16 protein-coding genes are annotated in these 22684 nt (G+C 51.1%); 2 read left to right on the top strand and 14 right to left on the bottom strand.

Annotated features, from left to right (window positions below; translation table 11 throughout):
- Positions 1-7 precede the first annotated feature (7 nt).
- The 4 genes from CLFS41_RS14505 to CLFS41_RS14490 are packed head-to-tail and all read right to left on the bottom strand — an operon-like array spanning position 8 to position 3962.
- A complete protein-coding gene (locus CLFS41_RS14505; protein WP_045092650.1) occupies positions 8-1036 on the bottom strand; it encodes an SIS domain-containing protein in 1029 nt (342 codons plus the stop codon).
- Between the two features lie 34 nt (positions 1037-1070).
- Positions 1071-2360 carry a TRAP transporter large permease gene (locus CLFS41_RS14500; RefSeq protein ID WP_007871009.1) on the bottom strand — a complete coding sequence of 430 codons (1290 nt, stop codon included), beginning with the start codon at positions 2358-2360 and terminating at the stop codon, positions 1071-1073.
- Complete coding sequence (locus CLFS41_RS14495; protein ID WP_007871006.1) at positions 2357-2854, bottom strand: TRAP transporter small permease; 498 nt, start codon at positions 2852-2854, stop codon at positions 2357-2359. Before CLFS41_RS14495 ends, CLFS41_RS14500 begins: the two co-directional genes overlap by 4 nt.
- Before the next feature lie 19 nt (positions 2855-2873).
- A complete protein-coding gene (locus CLFS41_RS14490; RefSeq protein ID WP_007871003.1) occupies positions 2874-3962 on the bottom strand; it encodes a TRAP transporter substrate-binding protein in 1089 nt (362 codons plus the stop codon).
- 123 nt (positions 3963-4085) lie between these two features.
- Here CLFS41_RS14490 and CLFS41_RS14485 point away from each other — a divergent pair, with 123 nt between their 5' ends.
- Positions 4086-5126 carry a PfkB family carbohydrate kinase gene (locus CLFS41_RS14485; RefSeq protein ID WP_007871000.1) on the top strand — a complete coding sequence of 347 codons (1041 nt, stop codon included), beginning with the start codon at positions 4086-4088 and terminating at the stop codon, positions 5124-5126.
- Between the two features lie 92 nt (positions 5127-5218).
- Here the strand turns inward: CLFS41_RS14485 and sufU are convergent, their stop codons facing one another.
- The 5 genes from sufU to sufC all read right to left on the bottom strand — a co-directional run bounded on the left by sufU (position 5219) and on the right by sufC (position 10259).
- On the bottom strand, positions 5219-5650 hold the full coding sequence (gene sufU, locus CLFS41_RS14480; protein ID WP_007870997.1) for a Fe-S cluster assembly sulfur transfer protein SufU: 432 nt from the start codon (positions 5648-5650) through the stop codon (positions 5219-5221).
- Complete coding sequence (locus CLFS41_RS14475) at positions 5640-6860, bottom strand: cysteine desulfurase (RefSeq protein ID WP_045092649.1); 1221 nt, start codon at positions 6858-6860, stop codon at positions 5640-5642. The genes sufU and CLFS41_RS14475 overlap by 11 nt, the downstream gene beginning before the upstream one ends.
- Complete coding sequence (locus tag CLFS41_RS14470) at positions 6850-7986, bottom strand: SufD family Fe-S cluster assembly protein (RefSeq protein ID WP_045092648.1); 1137 nt, start codon at positions 7984-7986, stop codon at positions 6850-6852. Before CLFS41_RS14470 ends, CLFS41_RS14475 begins: the two co-directional genes overlap by 11 nt.
- Positions 7987-8065: 79 nt before the next feature.
- Positions 8066-9472 (bottom strand): Fe-S cluster assembly protein SufB, encoded by a 1407-nt coding sequence (gene sufB / locus CLFS41_RS14465; protein ID WP_045092647.1) that lies wholly within the window; start codon positions 9470-9472, stop codon positions 8066-8068.
- Entirely contained in the window at positions 9447-10259 is an 813-nt protein-coding gene (sufC, locus tag CLFS41_RS14460; RefSeq protein ID WP_007870986.1) for a Fe-S cluster assembly ATPase SufC, read from the bottom strand. Before sufC ends, sufB begins: the two co-directional genes overlap by 26 nt.
- Before the next feature lie 190 nt (positions 10260-10449).
- Here sufC and CLFS41_RS14455 point away from each other — a divergent pair, with 190 nt between their 5' ends.
- Positions 10450-10857 carry an Rrf2 family transcriptional regulator gene (locus CLFS41_RS14455; protein WP_007870983.1) on the top strand — a complete coding sequence of 136 codons (408 nt, stop codon included), beginning with the start codon at positions 10450-10452 and terminating at the stop codon, positions 10855-10857.
- A gap of 213 nt (positions 10858-11070) precedes the next feature.
- Here the strand turns inward: CLFS41_RS14455 and CLFS41_RS14450 are convergent, their stop codons facing one another.
- The 5 genes from CLFS41_RS14450 to CLFS41_RS14430 form a co-directional block, all read right to left on the bottom strand.
- Positions 11071-12717 (bottom strand): ATP-binding protein, encoded by a 1647-nt coding sequence (locus CLFS41_RS14450; RefSeq protein ID WP_048930411.1) that lies wholly within the window; start codon positions 12715-12717, stop codon positions 11071-11073.
- Between the two features lie 77 nt (positions 12718-12794).
- Complete coding sequence (locus CLFS41_RS14445) at positions 12795-14177, bottom strand: GntR family transcriptional regulator (protein WP_045092646.1); 1383 nt, start codon at positions 14175-14177, stop codon at positions 12795-12797.
- Positions 14178-14288: 111 nt separating this feature from the next.
- On the bottom strand, positions 14289-16172 hold the full coding sequence (locus tag CLFS41_RS14440; RefSeq protein ID WP_045092645.1) for an extracellular solute-binding protein: 1884 nt from the start codon (positions 16170-16172) through the stop codon (positions 14289-14291).
- Between the two features lie 9 nt (positions 16173-16181).
- Positions 16182-18302, bottom strand: coding sequence for an ATP-binding protein (locus tag CLFS41_RS14435; RefSeq protein ID WP_045092644.1), 2121 nt, complete (start codon positions 18300-18302; stop codon positions 16182-16184).
- A complete protein-coding gene (locus tag CLFS41_RS14430) occupies positions 18299-22636 on the bottom strand; it encodes a PAS domain-containing protein (protein ID WP_045092643.1) in 4338 nt (1445 codons plus the stop codon). Before CLFS41_RS14430 ends, CLFS41_RS14435 begins: the two co-directional genes overlap by 4 nt.
- Positions 22637-22684 lie beyond the last annotated feature (48 nt).

Below are 22684 nucleotides of genomic sequence, written 5' to 3'. Positions count from 1 at the left end.
AGATTTATTATTCCTTTTTACATATTTTATTGGTAATATGGAATTCCCCGGCTGCCACACCTCTCATGGACGCCACCTGGTATAAAAGGATCTCCATAAAAAGCGCACCAGCCATCGCAAATCCTTCTTCCGCCATGCTGCCCACAAAGAAATGGGATCCAAAATCTATGGACTGATTGGAAACGATTACCACCTCACTACCATAATACTGCATTTCCCTGGCTAAATTCAATATCTTTTCCATATATTTTCCGTCACTGAGATATAAAACCGCCCGGTGCTGCTTAGAACAGATCTCAATGGGGCCATGTCTGAACCCGCCCACGGAAAATGCCCTTGCCGAGCATTGGGCCCCTTCCATGAAGATTAAAGCTGATTGTTGGGCAAGGGAAGCCGCGGCCGCCCCTGCACCGATAAAGTGGATCACGTCTGCGGGGGAAAGCCGCTGTGCCCACTGCCGGATCTCCTCTTTCCCTGTTTTCAGGAGTTCTTCCATGACGGGAATGGCTGAGTACAGCCTTTCTTCCAGTTCACTCAGATCTTTTCCATTGATCACGGATTCGATCATGTATAAGACGGCCATGGTGTTGGTAAAGGTTTTATTTGTAATGCTCTCTTCTGTTCCGGCATAGAGAAAAAGCGCCAGGTCGCTGTTTTTGGCCAAAACAGATCCTTCATTGTTTGTGATACCGATGATCTTTACCCTTCTTTTTATCTGTTCAAAGAGCCGGCAGATCTCAATGCTTTCTCCCGACTGGGAGATCAGCACCAGTACATCTCCCTCTCTCAGCAGCCCGGGCATTTCCAGCAGCTCCCCTGCTTCCAGCGCCGAGGCGCTTACCTGTTGGCTCAGGCGTCCAAGTATACAGGAAGCCACGTTCAGGGAAGTCCCCATTCCTGCGAAATATACATGGTTTCCCTGTGTGATCATTGCAGCCGCTTCCCTGACCGTCTCATAGCCCTCCTGTTTATAGATTTCCAAAAGTCCGGCCAGCTTTGACGGCTGTGTCATAACTTCCTCATAAAATCCAGTCATAATGTGTTTGCTCCTTTTTGTCCGTATAGTTTCCTTATCCCATTCCCAGCATAGAGGGAATCAGAAGTGACAGGGTTGGAATATAGGTGACCAGCATTAAAATCAAAAAGTTAACGCCATATAGAGGAAGCATGGCCTTTGAAATTTTTTCCACCGACATATGACTGATCCCGGATGCCAGATAAAGACAGGAACCCACCGGCGGGGTTATCAGTCCCATGATAAGGTTAAAGCACATAAACACCCCAATGTGGACAGGATTCATCCCCATCTGTGTGAGCACCGGGAGAAGGATGGGCGCCAAGATCGTAACAGCAGGCGTTGAATCCATAAAGGTACCCACAAACAGTAAAAACACATTGATGATCAGCAGAAGGAGGATCCGGTTGTCCGTAATATTCAGCAAAATGTTCACCACCATCTGAGGAACCTTTTCCTGTGTCAGGATATAGGCAAAGATAGTGGATGCGCTTAAAATAATCATGACAGACCCCACCGTCTTGGCCGACTTCCAGAAAATCCCCGGCAGATCCCTGAGTTTCAGTTCCCTTGACGCCAATCCAAGGATAATGGCATATACCACGGCCAGTACCGCGGATTCCGCCGCTGTCACCACACCGCCCACAATACCGCCGATAATAATAAGCGGCAGGATCATGGTGGGAATGCCTTCGATCAAATATTTCAGGCAGGTTTTCCAGGGGAGTTTTTCACCCACCGGAATGTAATCTTTGTATTTCCTGCTTTTTCCAAGATAAAAGACATACACCATCTGCCCCAGCCCCAGTAAGATTCCGGGGATCAGGCCGCCCATAAACATTTTTCCGATGGAAACGCCTGTGACAGATCCGTATATTACAAAGAGCAGGCTGGGAGGGATGATGGCCCCAATGGTAGAGGACGCCACGGTGATCGCAACGCTGAAATCCTTTCTGTAGCCCTCCTCTGTCATGGCCGGGATCAGCACGGAACCGATGGCAACCGTATCCGCGGTTGCCAGGCCCTGGACGCCGCCAAAAAGCATGCTCACCACCACGTTTACATAGGCCAGCCCTCCCTTAAAGCGGCCCACAACAGCTCTTGCCACATTTACCAGCTTCCGTGTCAGCCCCCCGGTATTCATGATCTCACCGCAGAGAATGAACAGAGGAAGGGCAACGAACAAAAAGCTTTCCAGGGACACGGTCATTTTCTGGGGAATCAGGGTCAGAGGCTGTCCGTTGGAGATCAGATAGGCAAGGGAAGACAGCCCAAGGGAATACGCAATGGGCATTCCGATGACCATCAGCAGCAGAAAGATCAGAAACATAACCGCAATATTCATTCTTTGTCCTCCTCTCCCGGCTTGACTATCAGTGACTTTAAAATGTTTCCGATCTCCAATACCGCATTAAATATAATGATTACATTTGAAACAGAAAATGCTAATGAGACATAGCCCAAATTCATACGCAGGATGGAACTTTTTTTATTCCACATATTTGCAATGATCTCCTGGTTCGCCCAGAAGCCCACCACACAGAACATGATCAGCAGCACCTGCACCAGGATCCTTGCCGTCTTTTTCATGTTTGGTGAAAGCTTATCCACCACAATGGTGAGCGCGGCCACCTCATTGTCCCTAAGCCCCATGCAGCATCCCATAAAAACCAGCCATACCAAAAGATAGGTCACCAGTTCCTGGGCCCACGAAATGGAAAATGAAAATACATACCGGGATACCACCTGTGAGAAGGATAAAACCACGATAACCGCCAAATCCACTGAGATAAACACGCCGGTTATTTTATAAATAAAATCGCTTAGCTTTTTCAGCATCGTATCTTCCTCTCATCATCTAACGGACACTGTTGATTGCATCTATGTACTTCTGGCAATCGGGGTAATCCTTTACCAGATCATCATATACACCCTGCACTTTTTCCAGGTATGGTGCCGTATCTTCCACCACTGAATATTCTTTAAAGGCATTGGCCTTTAAGTCTTCCAGTCCGGCTTTATTCTGGTCCCACCCTGCTTTTACAACACCCGGCAGATCCTCTTTCAAAATGCTCTCCACCGTATTGCGGGTTTCCTCATCCAGCGCATCCAGAGACTTTTTGCTGACAATGCAGGTCTGGGTGGAGGCAAACAAAGGCATATCCGTATAATATGGCGCAACCTCTGCAATAGAAAGGTTCTTGAAGGCAACACCGTCATTCATCCACGCATCCACCACTCCTGTATCCAGGGCTGAATAGATCTCGCTGTATGCAACGATCATGGGATTGGCTCCCAACGCTTCCATGGTCTTGATCTGGATGGGGGAATCCATAACTCTCCATTTTAAGCCTTTAAAATCGTCCGGGGAGTTGATCACCTTTTTAACCAGATTAGGCTGCCTGTATCCGATGATCCCCATATAATACATTTTCAGTCCGTCATCCTCCAGTTTTGCGTACATCTCTTCCGCTTCCGGAGTCTTGGCAAACCGGTCCGCGTGTTCATAGGAATCAAAGATAAAGGGAAGGTCCCCCACATTAAATGCATCGTCATACCCTGCCAGCAGGGAGGCGCCGATCTGTGCCGCGTCAATTCCCCCTGTCTGCAGCATGGACAAAAGGTCGGATTCATTTCCAAGCTGTCCCAGGTCATATATCTCTACTTTTATCTTACCGCCGGTCTCCTCCTCAACACGATCCCACATGGCTTTATAAGCTTCCACATAAGGAGTCCCCTCCGCGTCAAAACAACTGAATTTCCATGTCGCCCCTTCTGTCGGTTTAGATTCATCTGTTTTAGATTCATCCGCTTTTGTCTCAGCGGCAGCGGTCTGTGTCTGTACCGCAGCCGCGGTGGTTTCCACCTTTACATTCTGCCCGCACCCGGACAGCGCCGCCATTGTAAACGCCATTCCTCCCACGATCATACCCGCATACTTCTTCATTTTGTACCCTCCTGTAATTTGTTGTGTTATTAGAGATACTGTGCTATAATAAGATATCATAACCTTATAAACATATAATATTATAAGTATATAATATTTGTCAATTGTTTTAGGAGAATTTGTATGAAAAAAACGGCTTTTATTGGATTTGATGGTTATATTGACCAGATTTTAAGGCCTATTTCTTCTGTACAGGGCCGCAGCTATGATTATTTCACCACCATCAGCGACATGGGACAATACATAATAGGAAAAGGCGGGAAAAGCTGCTCCATCCAGCTGGACCGGGTTTCCAGCCGGCTAGGCGGCAATGGTCCGATCTTTGGACGCACCTTAAAACAGATGGGAATTAATGTGAAACTGGCAGGCATGTTTGGAGCGGATACCATTCATCCTCTTTTTGCGGAGTCTTTCTCTCCGGAAGAATTATGCTCTTTTTCCGATCCCATGGAAACACTTGCGCTGGAATTTGAGGATGGGAAAGTGATGATGTGCCCCACGGCGCCCGACCTGAAAAAGCCCCTTAAAGCATTGCTCCAAGGGGCTGACCGCTGTGGATTTTCCTTAGAAGATGCCCTTGCATCCAATCTTCTGGCCTTTCTCAATTGGGGCGAGGTCTACTTTATGCAGACATTGTGGGAGGAAATCTTCTGTGAGTATTTTTCCCAATTAAGAGAGGACACGGTGAAGGATGAACAGGACATCATATTTTTTGACCCGGCCGATGTCTCCTCCCATGATGAAACCAAGATCCGGGCCATGCTTAACACCATGGAAACATATGGAACCTGCCGTTACGCGATCCTCAGTGTCAATGAAAATGAGGCCCTGCAGATTGGGAAAAGGCTGTTTGGCGCATCTGATTGCGGTCAGATCATACGCTTGCTCCAGCAGACCTTCCGGATCCCGGAGATCGTTGTCCATTCCAATAAAGTTACGCGTTCCCTGGTCCATGGAAAGGAGTACCTTATCCCAACCCTGCATGTGGACCATCCTGTGATCTCCACCGGTGCGGGCGACAATTTTAACGCAGGCTACTGTTATGCCAAATTAAAGGGATGGGCGCCTGAGAAGTGCATCCGCACCGCGCACCGGGCCGCGTCTTTTTACATCTCACATGGGTATCCTGTGTCAGGAGATGTCCTGGAACCCGACTGTGAATAAGAACAAGGGGACACCGCCATGTACCAGGCCAAGAAAAGCGGTAAAAGCACATGGAAAATCCTGAGGAACCGAACCGGTTCCCCAGGATTTTTTCACTTTATATTCTCTTCCAACATTTCACTTAATGTCCGCCAGCCCAGCACCGCACATTTTACACGGGCAGGCATATGGGAAATGTCCCGCAGGACCGAGGCCTCCTCCAGGGCCTGAAGTTCCTCCTCCTTTGCCGTTCCACGGATCATGCTGAAGAAATTTTCAGCCAGTTCCACGGCCTCCTCCTTCTTTTTCCCGATCACCAGATCCAGCATCATATCCGCGGAAGCCTGGGACACAGCACATCCGTCCCCAACAAAAGCGCCGTCCCGGATCACGCCCTCCTCCACCTTCAGCTTGAGCCAGATGTCATCCCCGCAGCTGGGGTTCACACCCTCCAGCACCAGGTTGGCGTCCGGCAGGTCGTGCTTGTGGGCGGGACGGAGGTTGTGCTCCGTCAGTATCTCATTGTAAAAATTCCTATTCTCCATATCCCATTTTCCTCCTGATCCCGGATACACTTCTTAAAAATGCGGCAATCTCCTCCTGGGTATTGTAAAAACAAAGGCTGGCCCTGGTTGCGGAGCTGACCTTCAGATATTCAAACAACGGCTGGGCACAGTGATGGCCTGCGCGGACAGCGATCCCGTCAGAGTCCAGAATGGCACTCACATCATGGGGGTGGACCCCATCTATGGTAAATGTCAGTATGCCGCAGTGCTCCTCCGGTTTCTCAGACCCTAATACATGTACATGGGGAATTTGCCTGAGTCCTTCCAGAGCCGCGGTGGTCAGGGCTGATTCCTGCCTGTGCACCTCATCAAAACCAATGGTTTTAAGGTAATCCATGGCTGCCGTCAGCCCCCACGCTCCGGCTGCATTGACCGTGCCCGCTTCAAACTTATGGGGAACCGGAGCAAATACGGCGTTGGTCCTGGTAACGGAGTCGATCATCTCCCCTCCGGTGAGAAAGGGCGGCATTTCCTCCAAAAGCGCACGTTTTCCGTACAGTACTCCGATGCCCATGGGGCCCATGAGCTTGTGGCCGGAGAATGCCAGAAAGTCCACATCCAGCGCCCGGACATCGATGGGCATGTGGGGAGCGCTCTGGGCCGCATCCAAAACCACCACGGCTCCATGCTTCCTGGCCATGGACACGATCTCTTTAACAGGATTGACGCAGCCCAGCACATTGGACACATGGGCGATGGCCACCAGTCTGGTATGGCGGGAAAATGCCTGATCCAGCCTTTCCTGAGTGATCCTGCCGTCCTCCTCACATTCAAGGAAGCGCAGGCTTGCCCCTGTCTGCCGGGCTGCCATCTGCCATGGAAGCAGATTGCTGTGATGCTCCATCACGCTTACCAGGATCTCATCTCCGGCCTTCAAATGGGACAGCCCGTAGCTGTAGGCCGCCAAATTCAGGCTCTCCGTTGTATTTCTGGTAAAGATGATCTCATCTGCCGATGACGCATTGATAAACCGCCTCACTTCGTCCCTGGCCTTTTCCAGCCGGTCCGTGGCTTCCAGGCTCAGGGCATAGAAACCGCGCATGGGATTGGCATTGTAACGCTCATAGAAGTCACGTTCCGCCTGGATTACGCAGGAAGGCTTTTGGGCTGTGGCCGCGCTGTCTAAATAGACCAGCGGATTTTCCGCTAAAAGAGGAAAATCATTGCGATACTGATTTTTATGATTCATTTCCTATTACCTCCTCTAAGTAATCCTGTACCATTTGTGTGGCCGGCCCGTCCTCCATCCTGCGGCAGACAGCATCCAGCCTGGCCCGGGTGATCATTTTATTGGCAGCCTGCCGGCTCATACCTCTGGAACAGAGATAAAACAGCAGTTCATCATCCAGCCTGCCAATGGTAGCGCCATGGCTGCCCTGGACATCTTCCTCGCCGCAAAGAATCAGGGGTATGGTCTGGTTGACTGCGTCCTCACCCATCAGCAGCACATCCTCCGTCTCCTCGCCTTCTGCTCCCACGGACCCGGCCTTAAAATCAATGGTGCCGCGAAAGAGTTTAAATGCCCTGTCAGAAAGCACACCCTTGGCCCGGGTCCGGCTTTTAGACTTTTCTCCGCAATGGTCCGCCACATAGTTCATGTCAAAATGCTGGCCGTCCCTGCCCAAATATCCCACATCCACATTTAAACTGCTTTCCCTGCCGGACAGATCGGTCCGGCAGCCCGCATAGGTCTTATCGCCGCCTAAAAACATCTGGATCACCTCCGCAGAGGCGCCTGTGTCACAGCTTCCGCCTATATCATTGAGCATGGTATAGCCGCTTCCCAGAAGCTGCATCTGGATCAGGCGAAGCCTGGCATTGGCCTGCACCCTGAACCGGGTCTGCACCGCCGCCAAACCTCCGGCTTCAGGCGCGGAGGTAAAATCCATGACAACGGTCAGCATTTCCCCTTCCCTCACAAGGATCTCCACGGGCTGGAAACTTTTTTTCCCGTCTCCAAAGACAAAGTGAAGAGCTGCACGCCTGTTATCCTGGAATGCCCCGGACCCGGATCCGTACTGAGATCCGTACTGAGATTCGGATTGAGCTGCAGACTGAGCTGCGGACTGGATCCGTATGGGGGAAACATTGGCCTCCCTGGCCAGACGGTCCATATCTGCGCCCATTCCTGTGGCGATGGCTGAGAACTCCTTTTGCCAGGACTCTGTTCCCGTAACTTCTTTTGCAATCCCTTCTGTTATGACCGTGTGTTCATCTCCTGCTTCTATCTGCTTCAGGCTTGCCTCATTCATGTCCAGCCAGTTCCATGTCCTGGCAGGGAGCCTGTTTACTTTTAAATTTAGTCCAAGTCCCATAGGGGACCTCCTTTCCGCTTTCCGGGGAAAACCTGCGATCCCATCAAGCCTGTCAAACGTATTGATCTTATCGCTCCCATTACCCTATACTCCCATTCATCTCCAGCCGGATCAGGTTATTCATTTCCACTGCATACTCCAGAGGCAGTTCCTTGGATACATTGTCCGCAAAACCGCTTACGATCAAGGCTCTGGCATCCTCCTCACTCATTCCCCTGGACATAAGGTAAAAGACAGCTTCATCGCTGATCCGTCCGATCTTTGCCTCATGCCCGATATCCGCGTCCGGGGTCCGTATATCCATGGCGGGGATGGTGTCCGACCGGGAGATCCGGTCCAGCATCAGCGACTGGCAGGAAACAGCGGCTTTGCTGTTTTTTGCTCCCTTGGCCACCACCACGGAGCTTCGGAAGGTGCTTACGCCCCCGCTTTTGGATATGGATCTTGTATTTATGTAGGAGGTGGTCTCCGGAGCGGCGTGGACCACCTTTGCACCGGTATCCAGGTTCTGTCCCTGTCCCGCAAATGTTATCCCTGTAAATTCCATCCTGGCGCCGCGTCCCTTTAAGATACTCATGGGATAAAGGTAAGAAACATGGGATCCAAAGGAACCGGATACCCACTCAATGGTCCCTCCTTCCTCCACCTGGGCACGCTTGGTATTCAGGTTGTACATGTTCTTTGACCAGTTTTCAATGGTGGAATAGCGCAGCTTTGCATTCCTGCCCACAAACAGCTCCACACATCCGGCGTGGAGGTTGGCCACATTGTACTTGGGCGCTGAGCAGCCCTCGATAAAATGAAGGCTGGCGCCCTCGTCCACGATAATCAGCGTATGTTCAAACTGCCCGGCTCCGGGGGCGTTGAGCCGGAAGTAGGACTGCAGGGGTATTTCCACGGTAACACCGGGCGGCACATATACAAAGGAACCGCCTGACCAGACTGCTCCGTGAAGGGCCGCAAACTTATGATCGGAAGGCTTCACCAGCTTCATAAAGTGTTTTTTCACCATGTCCCCATATCCGCCTTTTAATGCGCTCTCCATGTCCGTGTACACCACGCCCTGCTCCGCCACCTCCCGGCGCACATTGTGGTATACCAATTCCGAGTCATACTGGGCGCCTACCCCTGCCAGGGACTTCCGCTCCGCCTGAGGGATCCCCAGGCGCTCAAAGGTGTCCTTGATCTCATCCGGCACATCAGACCACTTAGCCCTCATACCGGTGTTGGGACGCACATAGGTGACGATATGGTTCATATCCAGGCCGTCCAGGGACGGTCCCCAGTCCGGTATATTCATGTTGTTATAGATCTGCAGGGACTGAAGGCGGAACAATTCCATCCATAGAGGGTCCTTTTTTTCCTTTGAGATCTGTTCCACAATGGCCGGACTCAGCCCCTCCTCAATGCGGTAGGAATCCCTTTCCTCATTCCGGATATCATATATGCTTCTGTCTATATCATCTACATATGTTTTTTCTTCCATCGCTGTCCTCCATCCTTTCCGGGCACAGGGAATTCTGGTCCGCCTCATCCAAAAATTGTTCAAACCCCATCCGGTTGATCCGTTCCACCAGGGATGCGTCCCCTGTCTTTACGATCCTGCCATCCACCATGATGTGGGTCTTATCCACCTGCAGGGATTCTAAGATCCGGGTGCTGTGGGTAATGATGAGCAATCCTCCGTCCCGGTCCTTCTGGTACTCCTTTACACCCTGGGACACGGTGCGGACCGCATCCACATCCAGGCCGGAATCCGTCTCATCCAGGATCGCCAGGCTGGGCTTTAAGAGCAGCATCTGAAGGATCTCCGCCTTCTTTTTCTCACCGCCTGAAAAACCTGCATTCAGGTCCCTGTCACCATAAGCCCGGTCCATCTGCAGCAGCTCCATGGCCTTTTCCAGCTCTTTTCGGAAGTCCCAAAGCCGTACCCTGGCTCCCCTGCGCTGTTCCATGGCATTGCGGATAAATGTTCCCAGCGTCAGCCCGGGAACTTCCACAGGGTTTTGAAAGGATAGGAACATCCCTTCCCTGGCACGTTTGTCCGGCGCCTCCCGGGTGATCTCCTTTCCCTGAAACCGGATCGCTCCCGCCGTCACTTCATAGCGCGGGTTTCCCATCAGCGCGTAGCCCAAGGTGGATTTTCCAGCCCCGTTAGGCCCCATGAGTACGTGAGTCTCCCCTTTTTTGATCTCCAGATCGATTCCATGAAGAATTTCTTTATCTTCCACATGAACAGACAGTCCTTTTATTTCCAGCAATTGATTTGACATAGTTGTCCTCCATCTCCCGCTATTTTCGTTTTATTATATTAACCTACTAATTCACTTGGTTTATAAACATCATAATATTATAAACCTACTTTGTCAATAGGTTTATAATTATATTTGCTATTGATATTCCTATTTCCCCTGTTGTATAATAGGAATATAAGATTTGGATCATCAGAGGGAGGGATATGGAATGATCATTTCCACAAGGGGGCGTTATGCACTGCGGGTCATGCTGGACCTGGCCCAGCAGACAACGGACCGGTATGTTCCATTAAAAGAAATTGCCAACCGCCAGGATATTTCTGAAAAGTATCTGGAGATCATACTAAAGGTGCTGGTGAAAAATCATCTGCTCACCGGTCTGCGGGGAAAAGGCGGCGGTTACCGCCTGACAAAGGAGCCCGGCGAGTATACCCTGGGTGAGATCCTGCGCCTCACAGAGGGAAGTCTGGCGCCCGTGGCCTGCGTGGAGGAATCCTTTGGGGAATGCTCCCGGCGCGAAACATGTCTTTCCCGCCCGGTGTGGCAGAAGCTGGACACATTGATCAACGATTATCTGGATGGGATCACACTGGAGGATCTGATCCATTCTCCGTGATTGGATTACTGCTGATCCTTCCGGAAAAAGCAAAGGTTAGCAGTCATGAAGACGCAGTATTTTAGATCAATATAAAGATGTGTTATAAAGCCTGAGGACAAAAATCCCCAGGCTTTTCTATATAACAAAACATAGCAAATGTTATGTTGATTTGGCAACCGCACATGGGGCGAAATGATCCTTTTACCGGAATCCGCGTGCTGCTGCAAATACCTACGAATACACATACTTCCGAATGGTACTGATCAGTCTTTCCACATCCACAGGTTTGGAAAGGTGGGCATCCATCCCGGCATCCAATACCTTCCTGACATCTTCCGTAAAGGCATTGGCGGTCATGGCAATGATGGGTATGGTCCCGGCTTGTTCGCAGTCCAGCTGTCTGATCCTGCAGGCTGCCTCACATCCGTCCATAACCGGCATGCAGACATCCATCAGGATCAGGTCACATCCGCCCGGCTGTAATTCCTGAAAACGCCGGACCGCTGCCTGTCCGTTGGGGACAATTTCGCATTCTGCGCCCGCTATGCGCAATAGTTCTGAGAGGATCTCGGCATTCAGTTCATTGTCCTCGGCTGCCAATACACGGATTCCCTGCAAGGGCAGATAGCCGGCCGCGGCGGCTTTTTGCCCTTCTCTTCCTTCTGTCCTGGGAGAAATGCTGCTTTCTTCGGAGACCTGTGACCGGAACCGGACTGTGAATGTACTTCCCTTTCCCTTCTCACTGTCCACTTGAATCACGCCGCCCATCAACTCCACCAGATCCTTGGTTATGGACAGACCCAGCCCTGTTCCCTGGATTCGGTCCACAACTGGATTGGACTCTCTGGAAAAAGGTTCGTACAGATCTTTTACAAAGTCCGGTGCAATTCCAATGCCGGTATCTTTGACCACAAAACAGATCTCCCCCTGATCATCGGCCCGATGTATTGAACTGCTGACCATAAAGTCAATCCGCCTGCCATCCGGTGTATATTTGACCGCGTTATTTAGTATGTTCATCAGAACCTGGGTGATGCGTATTTTATCTCCTGAGAAATACCGGTGTGCCATTGGCTCTATCTGTACATGGAACTCCTGTTTCCGTGCCTGTGCCTGGGGACGTATCATGGTATCCAGTTCATTCACCAATTCTAAAATACTGATCATGGAGATATTCAGCACGGCTTTTCCGCTTTCAATCTGGCTGATGTCCAAAACATCATTGAGCAATGATAACAGCAGCTTGCTGGAGTTAAGGATTTTTTCCGTATATTCCTGCACCCTCTCCTTGTTGGATGCCTCCCTCTCCAAAAGGGTGGCAAATCCTACAATGGCATTCATAGGCGTACGGATGTCATGGGACATGTTGGAAAAGAACTGACTCTTGGCCCTGTTGGCTTCTTCCGCTGTTTTCAGCGCCTCCTGTAATTCCTTTTGCTGCCTCTGCTGCTCCAGATAAAGGTCCGTCAGGTCGGTTCTGGATAAAAGGACCATCTGCTCATCTCGGTCATAATAGCGATACTCCAGTTTCTTTCTTGTGTAGCCGCGTATGGGATCCTCAACACCGCAGTAAATGACATGCTTTTCATATTGTTCCAGTTGTTCAATGACACGCTTCAGCCGCATTTCCCTGATCACATGCTCCCTGTCCCCGGGTACTACAAAATCATTGGCATATTTGACAATCTCCGTTGAGTAATCCAAACACTCCGATGGAGGAAGGGGGGTGCCCGACCGGCTGCCGCTGAACATGGTATAGCTGTTTTGTTTCACATCCAGATAAATAAAATAATCGCAGTTGTTATAAACGAACAGATTAATGATGCTCCTCAAAAGATTCTCCTGCTGATGCTCCTTGTTTTCTAATTCTTTTATCATATGTGTTCCTTTCACGGTTTATTGGAATCAAAATCCGGCATACAGCGGGCGCTCATTATCTGCCCGTCCCAGGACGCCTATGGGAAGCATCTGGGGACATAGGCTTTTACGTCAGCCTCCAGAACCTGCTTCCACTCGTTTGAAACAGCCAGATCATCCCCTTTCTCCAAATAAGTCTCGATCCTCTCCATTGATCCTGCGTAAATTTCATGGATGCTCCGCCCTTCTTCCTTGGCCCGCAGGATGGCAATCGGGTATCCCCAGGCCAGAAGTTCCCGTATTTTCCGGTAGCATTCCCGAATAAAGGCCATAGGACAGACTTCCTCAATAAAACGCATACACACATCGATCCCCCGGTAACTCTCCTGTTTTTTTCTCAAATATGCATACTTCTGTATATGGGCTTTCCTCTGTTCCGGCGCGGATGTATCCAGAACATGGAGCAGGACAGGCTGTATGGTCAGGGCCAGCATCTGCAGGCTCTCCATAAACAGGTGAAGCCCCTCACTCAGGTCGGGATCTGTAAAATCAATCTCCGCTGGTTTCATACAGGCCAGCGTCCCTTTTCCGTGAAAGGTCTCGGTCACTCCCATCTTGTTCAGGATCTCAAGGGCCCTGCGCACCGTATTGATGCCCACCTCATGCTGCTGTGCCAGAAGGGGAAGGGAGGGCAGATAGCTGCCCACAGGGTATTGCCCGCTGATGATCTCCTGTATGATAAAAGAAGCCACCGTATATCTCATCTGAGGCCGGTTCCGGTAAACATTCCAACGAAACGGGATCTGCTCTGCCTCTGTCAAAGAAAATTCTTCTCCGGCCCTGTTGATAAAATCATACAATTTGGCAACCGCATAATCGCGGTCCGCCTGAAAGTTTTTTAGAAACAAGGCCAAAGCCTCCTCCCGGGAAGCAGCCTCCTTCACCTGTTCCGGTGCATCATCCTCCGCCAGATAGGGAAACCCAAGATACCGTATGATCTCCGAGTAAAGGTTTGGCAGCAGATGATTCCCCGTCCCTTCAAAAACCAGGGCGTAAAACCGGACAGCGGCGGATACCCCTCCGGAATGCGGGTGGAATAAATCATCCTTCAGGCAGTTCCAGTTGTCCTCACCCCATTTTCCCAGTTCCGACTCAATAAGCTGGGACAGCATAAGTCCGCCGGATGCAAGAAGATCTGCGATCCCATCCCTGCGCATCACAAAATACTCCGCCATGTTCCGGCGGTATTTTTGTAAATTTGCTTTATAGACAACCCTTGCCGGCTTCCGGTCCGTTATTTGGATATACCCCGCTTCCTCTAAGCGGGCCAGTGCAAAACGTACCGTAGCCATGGGCATTCTGAAATAGTTACATATTGTGGGGACAGGAGGCAGCAGGTCGTCATAGGCATAGAAACCAAACAGTATCCTTGACTCATAGCACTCATATACAATTTTATAGCGTTCACAATCGGTTCCCATATTCTTCTTCCGCCCTTCCCGTCCATCCTCTTACTTGTTCTTACTTGTCTCTTACGTGTCTCTTATTTGTCTCTTATTTGTCTCTATTCATCTTTGTTTATGGTTATTTGTTTATTCCCAGATCAGGCTCACCCGGCCGTCTCTTGCCGGGCTGATCGTACCTGCAGCCCGGATGGCCGCGGTCATCATCTCCTGGTTGGATCCAGCTTCAGGATACTCCTTAACGGGTCCGGTGATGTATTGTTCATCGATACATCCGGCTCTTGCCGCAACTGTGTACAACCTGTCATTGTCAAGAGCAGTGCCGTCAGCCAAGGTAATGCTGCGCACATTTTCATCCATATCCGCCCAGGGTGCGTACTCCAGCTTCAGCCCGGCAGGGGCATATAGAACATTGACCTGTGTTCCATTGATGACCGGGTGTTCCAACAGTTCCCGCAGCGCGGAGCCGGTGATCTGGTAAGTAGCCAGGTAATCCTTGGCGCCGGTCCCCTTAAGGATAAACCTCTCAGGATAAACAATGGGCCCCTGAAATATCTCCGCAAAATTGGAGCGGTAATAATAATTATTGGGCATTAAGGCAATCTCCGCACCTGTAATCTGCTGCATTACATCCGCCATATAGATGCTGGTCTCCAGTCTGGTAAATGCCTCCTTCGCAGTCCCAATGGGATCTTCCTCCAACAGCTTCAACTCGTCAATGGGCTTAAAATCATCAACCGCCTTTATCATTTCCGCCATGGCCATTTTACCCATTGTCCAATCCCTGAACACAGGAATATCATCATTGGACCCAAAGTAATCTGCAAAGAAAATGCGGCCTGATTGGATACATGTCTGAATATCCTCATAAGCAAAAACAGCCTTCTGCTGATAGGAGGTAAGGCTGCTGACGCCTGAAAAGGACTGGAACAGGGCGCTTTGCCCCTGGTCCGTGCTGAAGTAATCCAGAATATCCAGGAGGATCTGCTGTTTTCCCGTGTCCTCCATGGATTTTTTGGAGGCGGACAGTTTTGTCCCTGATACCATCTGCATCCAACGCTCTCCCGGTGTATTGGTGGGGAAACCGATGAAGTCGATCTCGCAGTCCGGCTGTTCCGATTGATAAAGGGCAACGATATCCAGGTTTGTGGCCATCATGGCGTATTCGCCGGCATATAAGCTGTGGCGGACCTCCGTGGCACTGGAGGAAAAATCCGCTTCCGTGATGATGCCTTTTTCATACAGTGTTCTCAATGTTTCAAATATAGGCTCCATCAGCCCCTCACAAGACGCCTCCTGCCTGATAAAGGCATTGTAATGGGTCTGTTTTTCCAAATCAGAGAAGACACTGTCATAGCTGAGCCCAAGGCCTATGGACTCTAAGGTGGTATAGTATTTCAGACAGGGAACAAAAGGGCGGATCCCGTTTGCGGCAATGGTGTCGCACAGCGAATAAAACTCTTCCAGGGACTCGGGCGCCGTCCATCCGTTCTGTTCAAACAAGGTCTTATTATAAGCAATGCCGATGACCGTATTGGCTGCTGGAATCTGGAAAAGCTTTCCTCCGATGTCCATGGCATTCAGTGAGGAAAGGTTGTACCGGCTGACAAAACTCTCTGCCGACAAGTCGTATAAAAACTCATTATCCGGTGCCGACCGGGTGGAGAGCATCAGGTCCGGAAGGGCATCAGCCCGGCTTTGTAAGGCCATATAGGCAATGGGATCCGATCCCCCAAGAGACTCCACAAAAATGATGTCCAGATCCGGGAACTCAGCTTCGATGGCATTTTCAAGAGGTGTTTCATCAAAAGCCTGATACTTCCCGATAGTGATGATCGTCTTACCGGCTTGCACCGGTGCATAGCTGATAATCTCATTGTCCGCAGTCAGATTCCAATAGCTGCCGGAATCTGATACGGGTGTTGGAGCCTGTTGGGAACATCCTCCCAACAAAAGCAATACGGCCGTCAGGGCTGCTGCTCTTCTTGCTTTTCTAAGACATCTGTTTTGCATCCTTTGTCCTCACTTTATATATAGTTTGAGTATCCGTTTTAACTCAATGATGTCCACGGGCTTTGCCAGATGCGCCTGCATCCCTGCATCCAGCGAGCGCTGTGTATCCTCGTCAAAGGCATTGGCGGAAAGCGCCACAATGGGGATCCTGCGGTCCGGACGGGCGGACGCACGTATCTGTCTTGCGGCCTCCAGGCCATCCATAACAGGCATCTGGATGTCCATCAGGATCATGGAATAGGAATCCGGAGAAGACTGCGTAAATTTGTTCAATACATCCCGGCCATTGACCGCGGTGTCAACCGCAAGGCCCAATTTTTCCAGCATCAGAGAGATGATTTCTCTGTTGATATCGTTGTCCTCGGCTACCAGGACCCTCCTGTCCTTTAATTGCTCCACAAGTCCTTCTTCATCCATCACCGGCCTGGAGGCGGCTGACTTGGGGGCCATGGGCAAGGGCAGTGAAATGGTAAAGCAGCTTCCATGCCCCAAATCACTTTCAACAAAGATCGTTCCATTCATCAGGGATACCAGGCTGTTTACAATGGAGAGGCCCAGCCCGCTTCCCACATAGGAACTGGTAAGTGAAGAATACTCCTGCTCAAAGGGTGTAAAGATCCGCTCAAGGAAGTCCTCACTCATGCCGATACCTGTATCACGTACCTTAAACCGGACCAGGCAGTATGTTTCATCTATGGGCTCCACCCGGTAGGACAGATGGATTTCCCCGCTCTCCGGTGTGAATTTTATTGAATTGGATACCAGATTGATCAGGCACTGGCGTATGCGCAGCGGGTCACCGATGAAATCCGTATCAATGGGGCTTTCCAGGTCAAGAAACAGGGACAGCCTTTTCTCCCTGGCAGGGTTCTCTTCCATCTGCATCACGTGGTCCAGCAGCTCCTCCATGTTAAACTGCCGGTTGCTGACAGTCATTTTCCCGCTCTCGATCTTGCTCATATCCAGCACATCATTGATCACAGAAACCAGATATTCGCTGGACATCTTTGCTTTCTTCAGGCAGTCTGTTACCAGACCCGGATCATCCGGGGAACCCAGGGCCAGTTCATGCATTCCTATGATGGCATTTAATGGGGTACGGATATCATGGGACATCTTGTCCAGGAAATCATTTTTCGCCCTGGCTTTTGCCTGCTCCAGGCTTACCGCCTGGTTCCGCTTGATCATCAGCACCAGGGCGGAAAGCACCAGGGCAGCCAGGAACAGCACCACTAGGGTAATAAGGAAAATAACGCTTCGCATCTGACCATAGGTGTCCTTTGCAGTGACCGAGATGGGAACTGCGATTATGATCCCGCGATTCGCATCTGTACTGACGCTTTGGATCAGCCATGTCATGTCCCGCATGAATGTGACAAACTGGAAGGACTGCCCCTGGGCTACCGCTGTTTTCAGCTGCTCCAGCTCCGTAAGGCTTACGCCTTCTTTTGCCATGATACTGTACAGGTTATACCCATTAAACAGATCATTGGCCTCCGTTGCATTGGGCCGCATCACGATCCGCCCATCGCTGTCTATCACATAGGAAGCCCCCATCCCATTGTAGAGGGGGATGGTAGCAATATCGGCGTATTCCTGCGCATTCACCGGCTTAACAAGGCCCGCGATCTCCTCCCCGTCCAGGGTTACGCCTTTTAATCCCAGGGAAAAAAGCCAAAAGTCCCCCTGTGTCTGTATCGTTGCAAAGGAAGACTCCACATTTGTCCCCTGAGAGACATTGATGCGCAGATCATCATCTTTAATGATCCACATTCTCCCGTCCATTGCCTGAAGATTTCCGGCTGCCGTCACCAGCAGGATATCACCGCTGCCGGAAAACATGCGGCGCATCTCCTCCCTGCTGGTCACTTGGGAATTTTCCAGCATGAAAGCCAGCTGCCTGGTCTCATCCGCGTAAGCGTCCTTTAGCATGGCCACCTTGTCGGAGAGAAGAAACCCTAACTGCTGCACTGCCTCCACCCGTTCATTCAGGATGGATGCATTTAATTTCTGGTAAGCGCGTATAAACAACAGTAAGGTGACCAGGACCCCTATGGCCAGGCCCATTGCCAGCATCCCTGTCAGGTGTTTTGATGGATTTGGGAATCTTTTCGTTTTTCCTAGCCTCACGTCATATTCCTTTCCCGGCTGCCTGCCAGCGTTTTGCCTAATGTTGTCTTCAGTACTTCTATATCCACAGGCTTTGCGATATGTGCGTCCATTCCTGCCTCCATAGCGGCCCTGATATCCTCCTCAAAGGCGTTGGCGGTCATGGCAATGATCGGGATCGTCCCGGCATCGGTACGGTCGGCGGACCGGATGACCCGGGCCGCCTCATAGCCGTTCATCTCCGGCATTTGGATATCCATAAGGATCGCGTCATAGGTTCCGGGCGCTGCGGCAAAAAATGCATCCACCACTTGTATCCCGTTTCCTTTAACCTCGGACCGCGCCCCGTACATCCGAAGGATCTCACACAGAATCTCAGCATTGAGCTCATTGTCTTCCGCCGCCAGGAATCGGCATCCGGCAAAGGGCCGGCCCGCCGGTTCCTCCAACTTTTCTGTTTCAATCCCCTCATCTTCCGGGGCCGGTGCGGCTTCGCTTTCCAACTCTACCGTGAAGACGGAACCCTTTCCCAGTTCGCTCTGTACGGATATAGTCCCATTCATCAGATCCACCAGTCCCTTGACAATGCTCAGACCCAACCCGGACCCCTCCACCCTGGACACCGCATTGCTTCGGATAAATGGTTCAAACAGCTGCGCCTGGGTTTCGCCCGACATTCCGATCCCGGTGTCGCTGACCGTAAAGCGATAGCATGCCTGGTGTTTCCCTTTTGCAGAGGAAAGCTCCTCCACAGAAAATCCTATGGTTCCCCCCGTTGGCGTGAACTTTACCGCGTTTCCCAGGATGTTGATCAAAATCTGGCTGATGCGCAGGGCGTCCCCATAGAAATACGGGGTATGTATCCTGCCGATCCGGACGTCATACCGCAGTCCGGCCTCATCCGCCTGAGTCTCGATGATCTCCGATACCTGTCCGGCCAGTTTGGGCAGGCAGATCCGCTCCCGGTTCAGTCTGATCTTGGCCTGCTCGATCCTGCTCATGTCCAGGATATCATTGATCAGGCTCAGCAGATGCTTGGAAGATGTGGCTATCTTCTGCAGGCAGCTTTGTACACGGTCGGGATCGCCTATATTGGCGTTTGCCAGGGTGGTCATTCCCATGATGGCATTCATAGGGGTGCGGATGTCATGGCTCATTGCTGACAAAAAGTCGCTTTTGGCCCGGCTGGCTTCCCTGGACAGCGACAACGCCCGCTCCAGCTCTGCTTTCGATGCCCGCTCTGCGGCCAGCATTTCCGTCACATCAGACCGCACCAGACAGACCGTCCGGTGGTTCTGGTCTCCCCACAATACATTGACCTGTTTGTACCGCAAACTGTTCTTCCACTGATAAGGCAGAACAAGATCATAGCCCTCCGGTTTTTCCTCCAGCTGATCCATCAGGGTTTCCAGGCAAAATTGCCGTTTTATGGCCTTGCGGTCCGCTGCTGCTTCGTAGTAACCTACCAAATTATCCAATACTCCGTTATAATCCGGTGCCGTATGGGGCGGAAGGTTCTCTAAAACCATCTGTCTGGTATACATGGAAAGACTGCCTGTGGAAACATCAATGAAACCTGCCAGTTCACAGGTATAGGCGATCACCCGCAGCAGGCGCTGCTGTTCCCGGATAGACTCTGTAATGTCTGTTCTGGACAGGCAGACCCGTCCCAGCCGAAGGTCAATGGGGGAAACCGTCATGTTCTTGGTCCTGATATCCCCATCATCATCAATCAGGGAGAAAGAAAATGTATAGGCGCCTTCCTGTTTCAGGCGCCGGGCCATCTGGTCCAGGTTCAGACTGTTCCAATATTGCTTGCGGTCCTTTGGAACGACCCGGTTCTCCATCATATATTCTGTCCACTGGGAGTGGTTTCCCTGTTTGGGAGGCACAAATCGGGCGTTGGCGTCCAGGGACAGGATCTTGTAGGTGTCCCGTGTCAGATCCAGATCGGCTGCAAAATCATAACCGGTAACCGAAAGCTGATGCAGGATCCGGTGAGAAACCGTCTGCTCCGTGATATCCCTTACCGTCAAAATTCCGGTAACATCCCCGCTGTCAGGTGTGGAAACCATGTGCATCTCAAATTGTATATACCGGCCGCTCTCCTCATGGGGCAGTTCCACATAGTATTCATTTGTATGTTCCAGTTCTCCCCGTTCAAAGGCGGCCAGGGCCGGTTCGCGCAGGTAGATATACAGGAATCCCTCTTGTTCCTTTTTATCTGGGATCAGGGTGGAAAGACCGGTGAAAAATTCCTCACGGACAGAGCCGAAGGTCTTTCTAAGGTCCATACCGGTCCGGTCTATGATCTCTATAATATAATCTTGTGTGATGTTGCAGTGGCCCAGCACCAGCGCGTTGGGATCAGATTTCTGATAATGCTGCAGGATCAGGTCGTTATACTGCTGCCGGACGTGGGCCCTTTCCTCCCGTTCTTTTGTCATATCACTGTAGACGGAATAGATCCTCCGCTCCCCGCCTCTGTGCTGAATGAGGGACAGTGTATTCTTGACCCATACATAGTCCCCGGAACCATTCAACAGCCGGTATTCGATCTCCCAGCGTTTCCTGCCGCTGGCAAGGTACTCGGACAACTGCTGCAGTGCATGCTCCCGGTCGTCCGGATGGACACCGGTCAGTGCATCTTTCCGGTAGAGCGCCCATGCTTCTTCCAAAGACATTCCAGTGGTGGCCGCAAGGCCTTCTGAGATATACTCAGGGACCATACTCCCATCCTCCTCATATCGGACCACAGCCACACCGCCGGGCAGATTTTTCAGCATGTTCTGAAAATACTGTTCCAGACGGTCACGTTCCCTGCGCATCTCAGCCTCCTCTGTGGCATCACGGATATATTTCACATAGGCCGGTATTCCATTCCAGTCTATTTCCCGAAAGTGTGTGGTAAAGATCTGGCCGGTATCTTTTATGATCATTTCGTGTTCTTTCCCGTCCGGCTTATGGCTTCTCAACGTACAGAATTCACATGGTTCACGTTTGCCGTGAAGCGCAGTATAGCACTTTTGTCCCAGACAGGAACGGTCTTTGGCAAACAGATCCTCGGACTCGTTTACATAGTACAGCTCATAATTGTCTTTTCCAATCACGTAAATGCCGTCCGCGGTGTCGTTGGCCATATTCTGGAACAGGCGGGTTTCCTCCGACATGCCTGTAAACACCGCATAGAATCTGGCTGTTTCGGTTAATGGACCCATGCGCCGGCCTCTCACATGCAGCCAGATCAGTTTTCCATTCCTGTGATACATCCGGTAGGAGATATCCAGGACTTCTCCGCTGAGCAGCGCCGCGGTTACAGAGTCCCTTACCCTTTCCCGGTCAAGAGGATAGACGGCAGAGAGGGGATCTTCACCCACCAGGGTGTCATACTCCTCTCTGCTGTGACCGGACATGGCCGGTACTCCGTCTGAATAAAAAACAGGGATCAGACGATTTCCCTCCAACCGGTAACTGGCAATCCCGCCGGGAATGGAATTCAACAACTGCTCCATCTCAAACTGCGCGTCCTTGAGGTCTGAAATATTGTGGAAAACACAGTGAAGCAGCGGATACCCTCCATCCTCGCCCATCCACTTGGCTTGGGCCCGGACCCACACCAGGCAGCCGTTACGGTGTTTTTTGCGAAATTCCATCACAGCCGTTTTGCGGCTTTTAATAATCTCCCTTGCCTTTGCTTCCACCAGTCCCAGATCTTCCTCATAGATCATAAGTGCCGCATTCTGTTGGACCAGATCCCTGTACTCTTCCACTGAGTAACCGGACAGGGCCGGAACGCCCTCGGAGAAATATACTGTCTCAAAAATATCCGAGACCCGGTAGATGGCAATGCCGCCAGGGATTGCGTTTATGATATTCTGGGTTTTCTCATTGGCCGAGACCAGTTCCTCCTTGAGCTGATGCTGTTCACTTACATCATCATAAATATTGTACAGCAGCTTTTTCCCGTTTTTCCAGGGCTTGGCTACACCTGTGGTGTGCAGCCAGCGGTACTCCTGGCGCTCATCATTCCACAGGCGGCACGTGTATTCCAGCCGCCCGTTATCCCGGAGCGCCTTTTGCACATGCCCGTTTAACACTGGAATATCGTCCGGGTGCACACCCAGATACGTCATTTCCCGCTCCGCCTGCCGGGCATGCTCCGGTGAATACCCCATGATGGCATAAAACGCAGGGTTATGAAAGACCGGCGTAATGCGTTCCCCGTCATACTGGTACACGCCCAGCCCGCCGGGAATACTGCTGAGGATTCCCCTCAGCTCTTCATTCTGCAGGTTGGCCCATTCCTCTTTCGATTTGTTCTCCGGCGTCCCGGATAAGGAGAGTTCCCCCATCATGCTGCGCGCCTCCTTTCCACTTTGACAAAAAACTCAGGCATCTTTCAG

The sequence above is a fragment of the Clostridium sp. FS41 genome (assembly GCF_000954015.1).
GTDB classification, from domain to species: Bacteria; Bacillota; Clostridia; order Lachnospirales; family Lachnospiraceae; genus Enterocloster; species Enterocloster citroniae.
The sequence above is the reverse complement of the archived record's forward strand: the minus strand, read 5'-3'. Positions and strand labels throughout refer to the sequence as shown.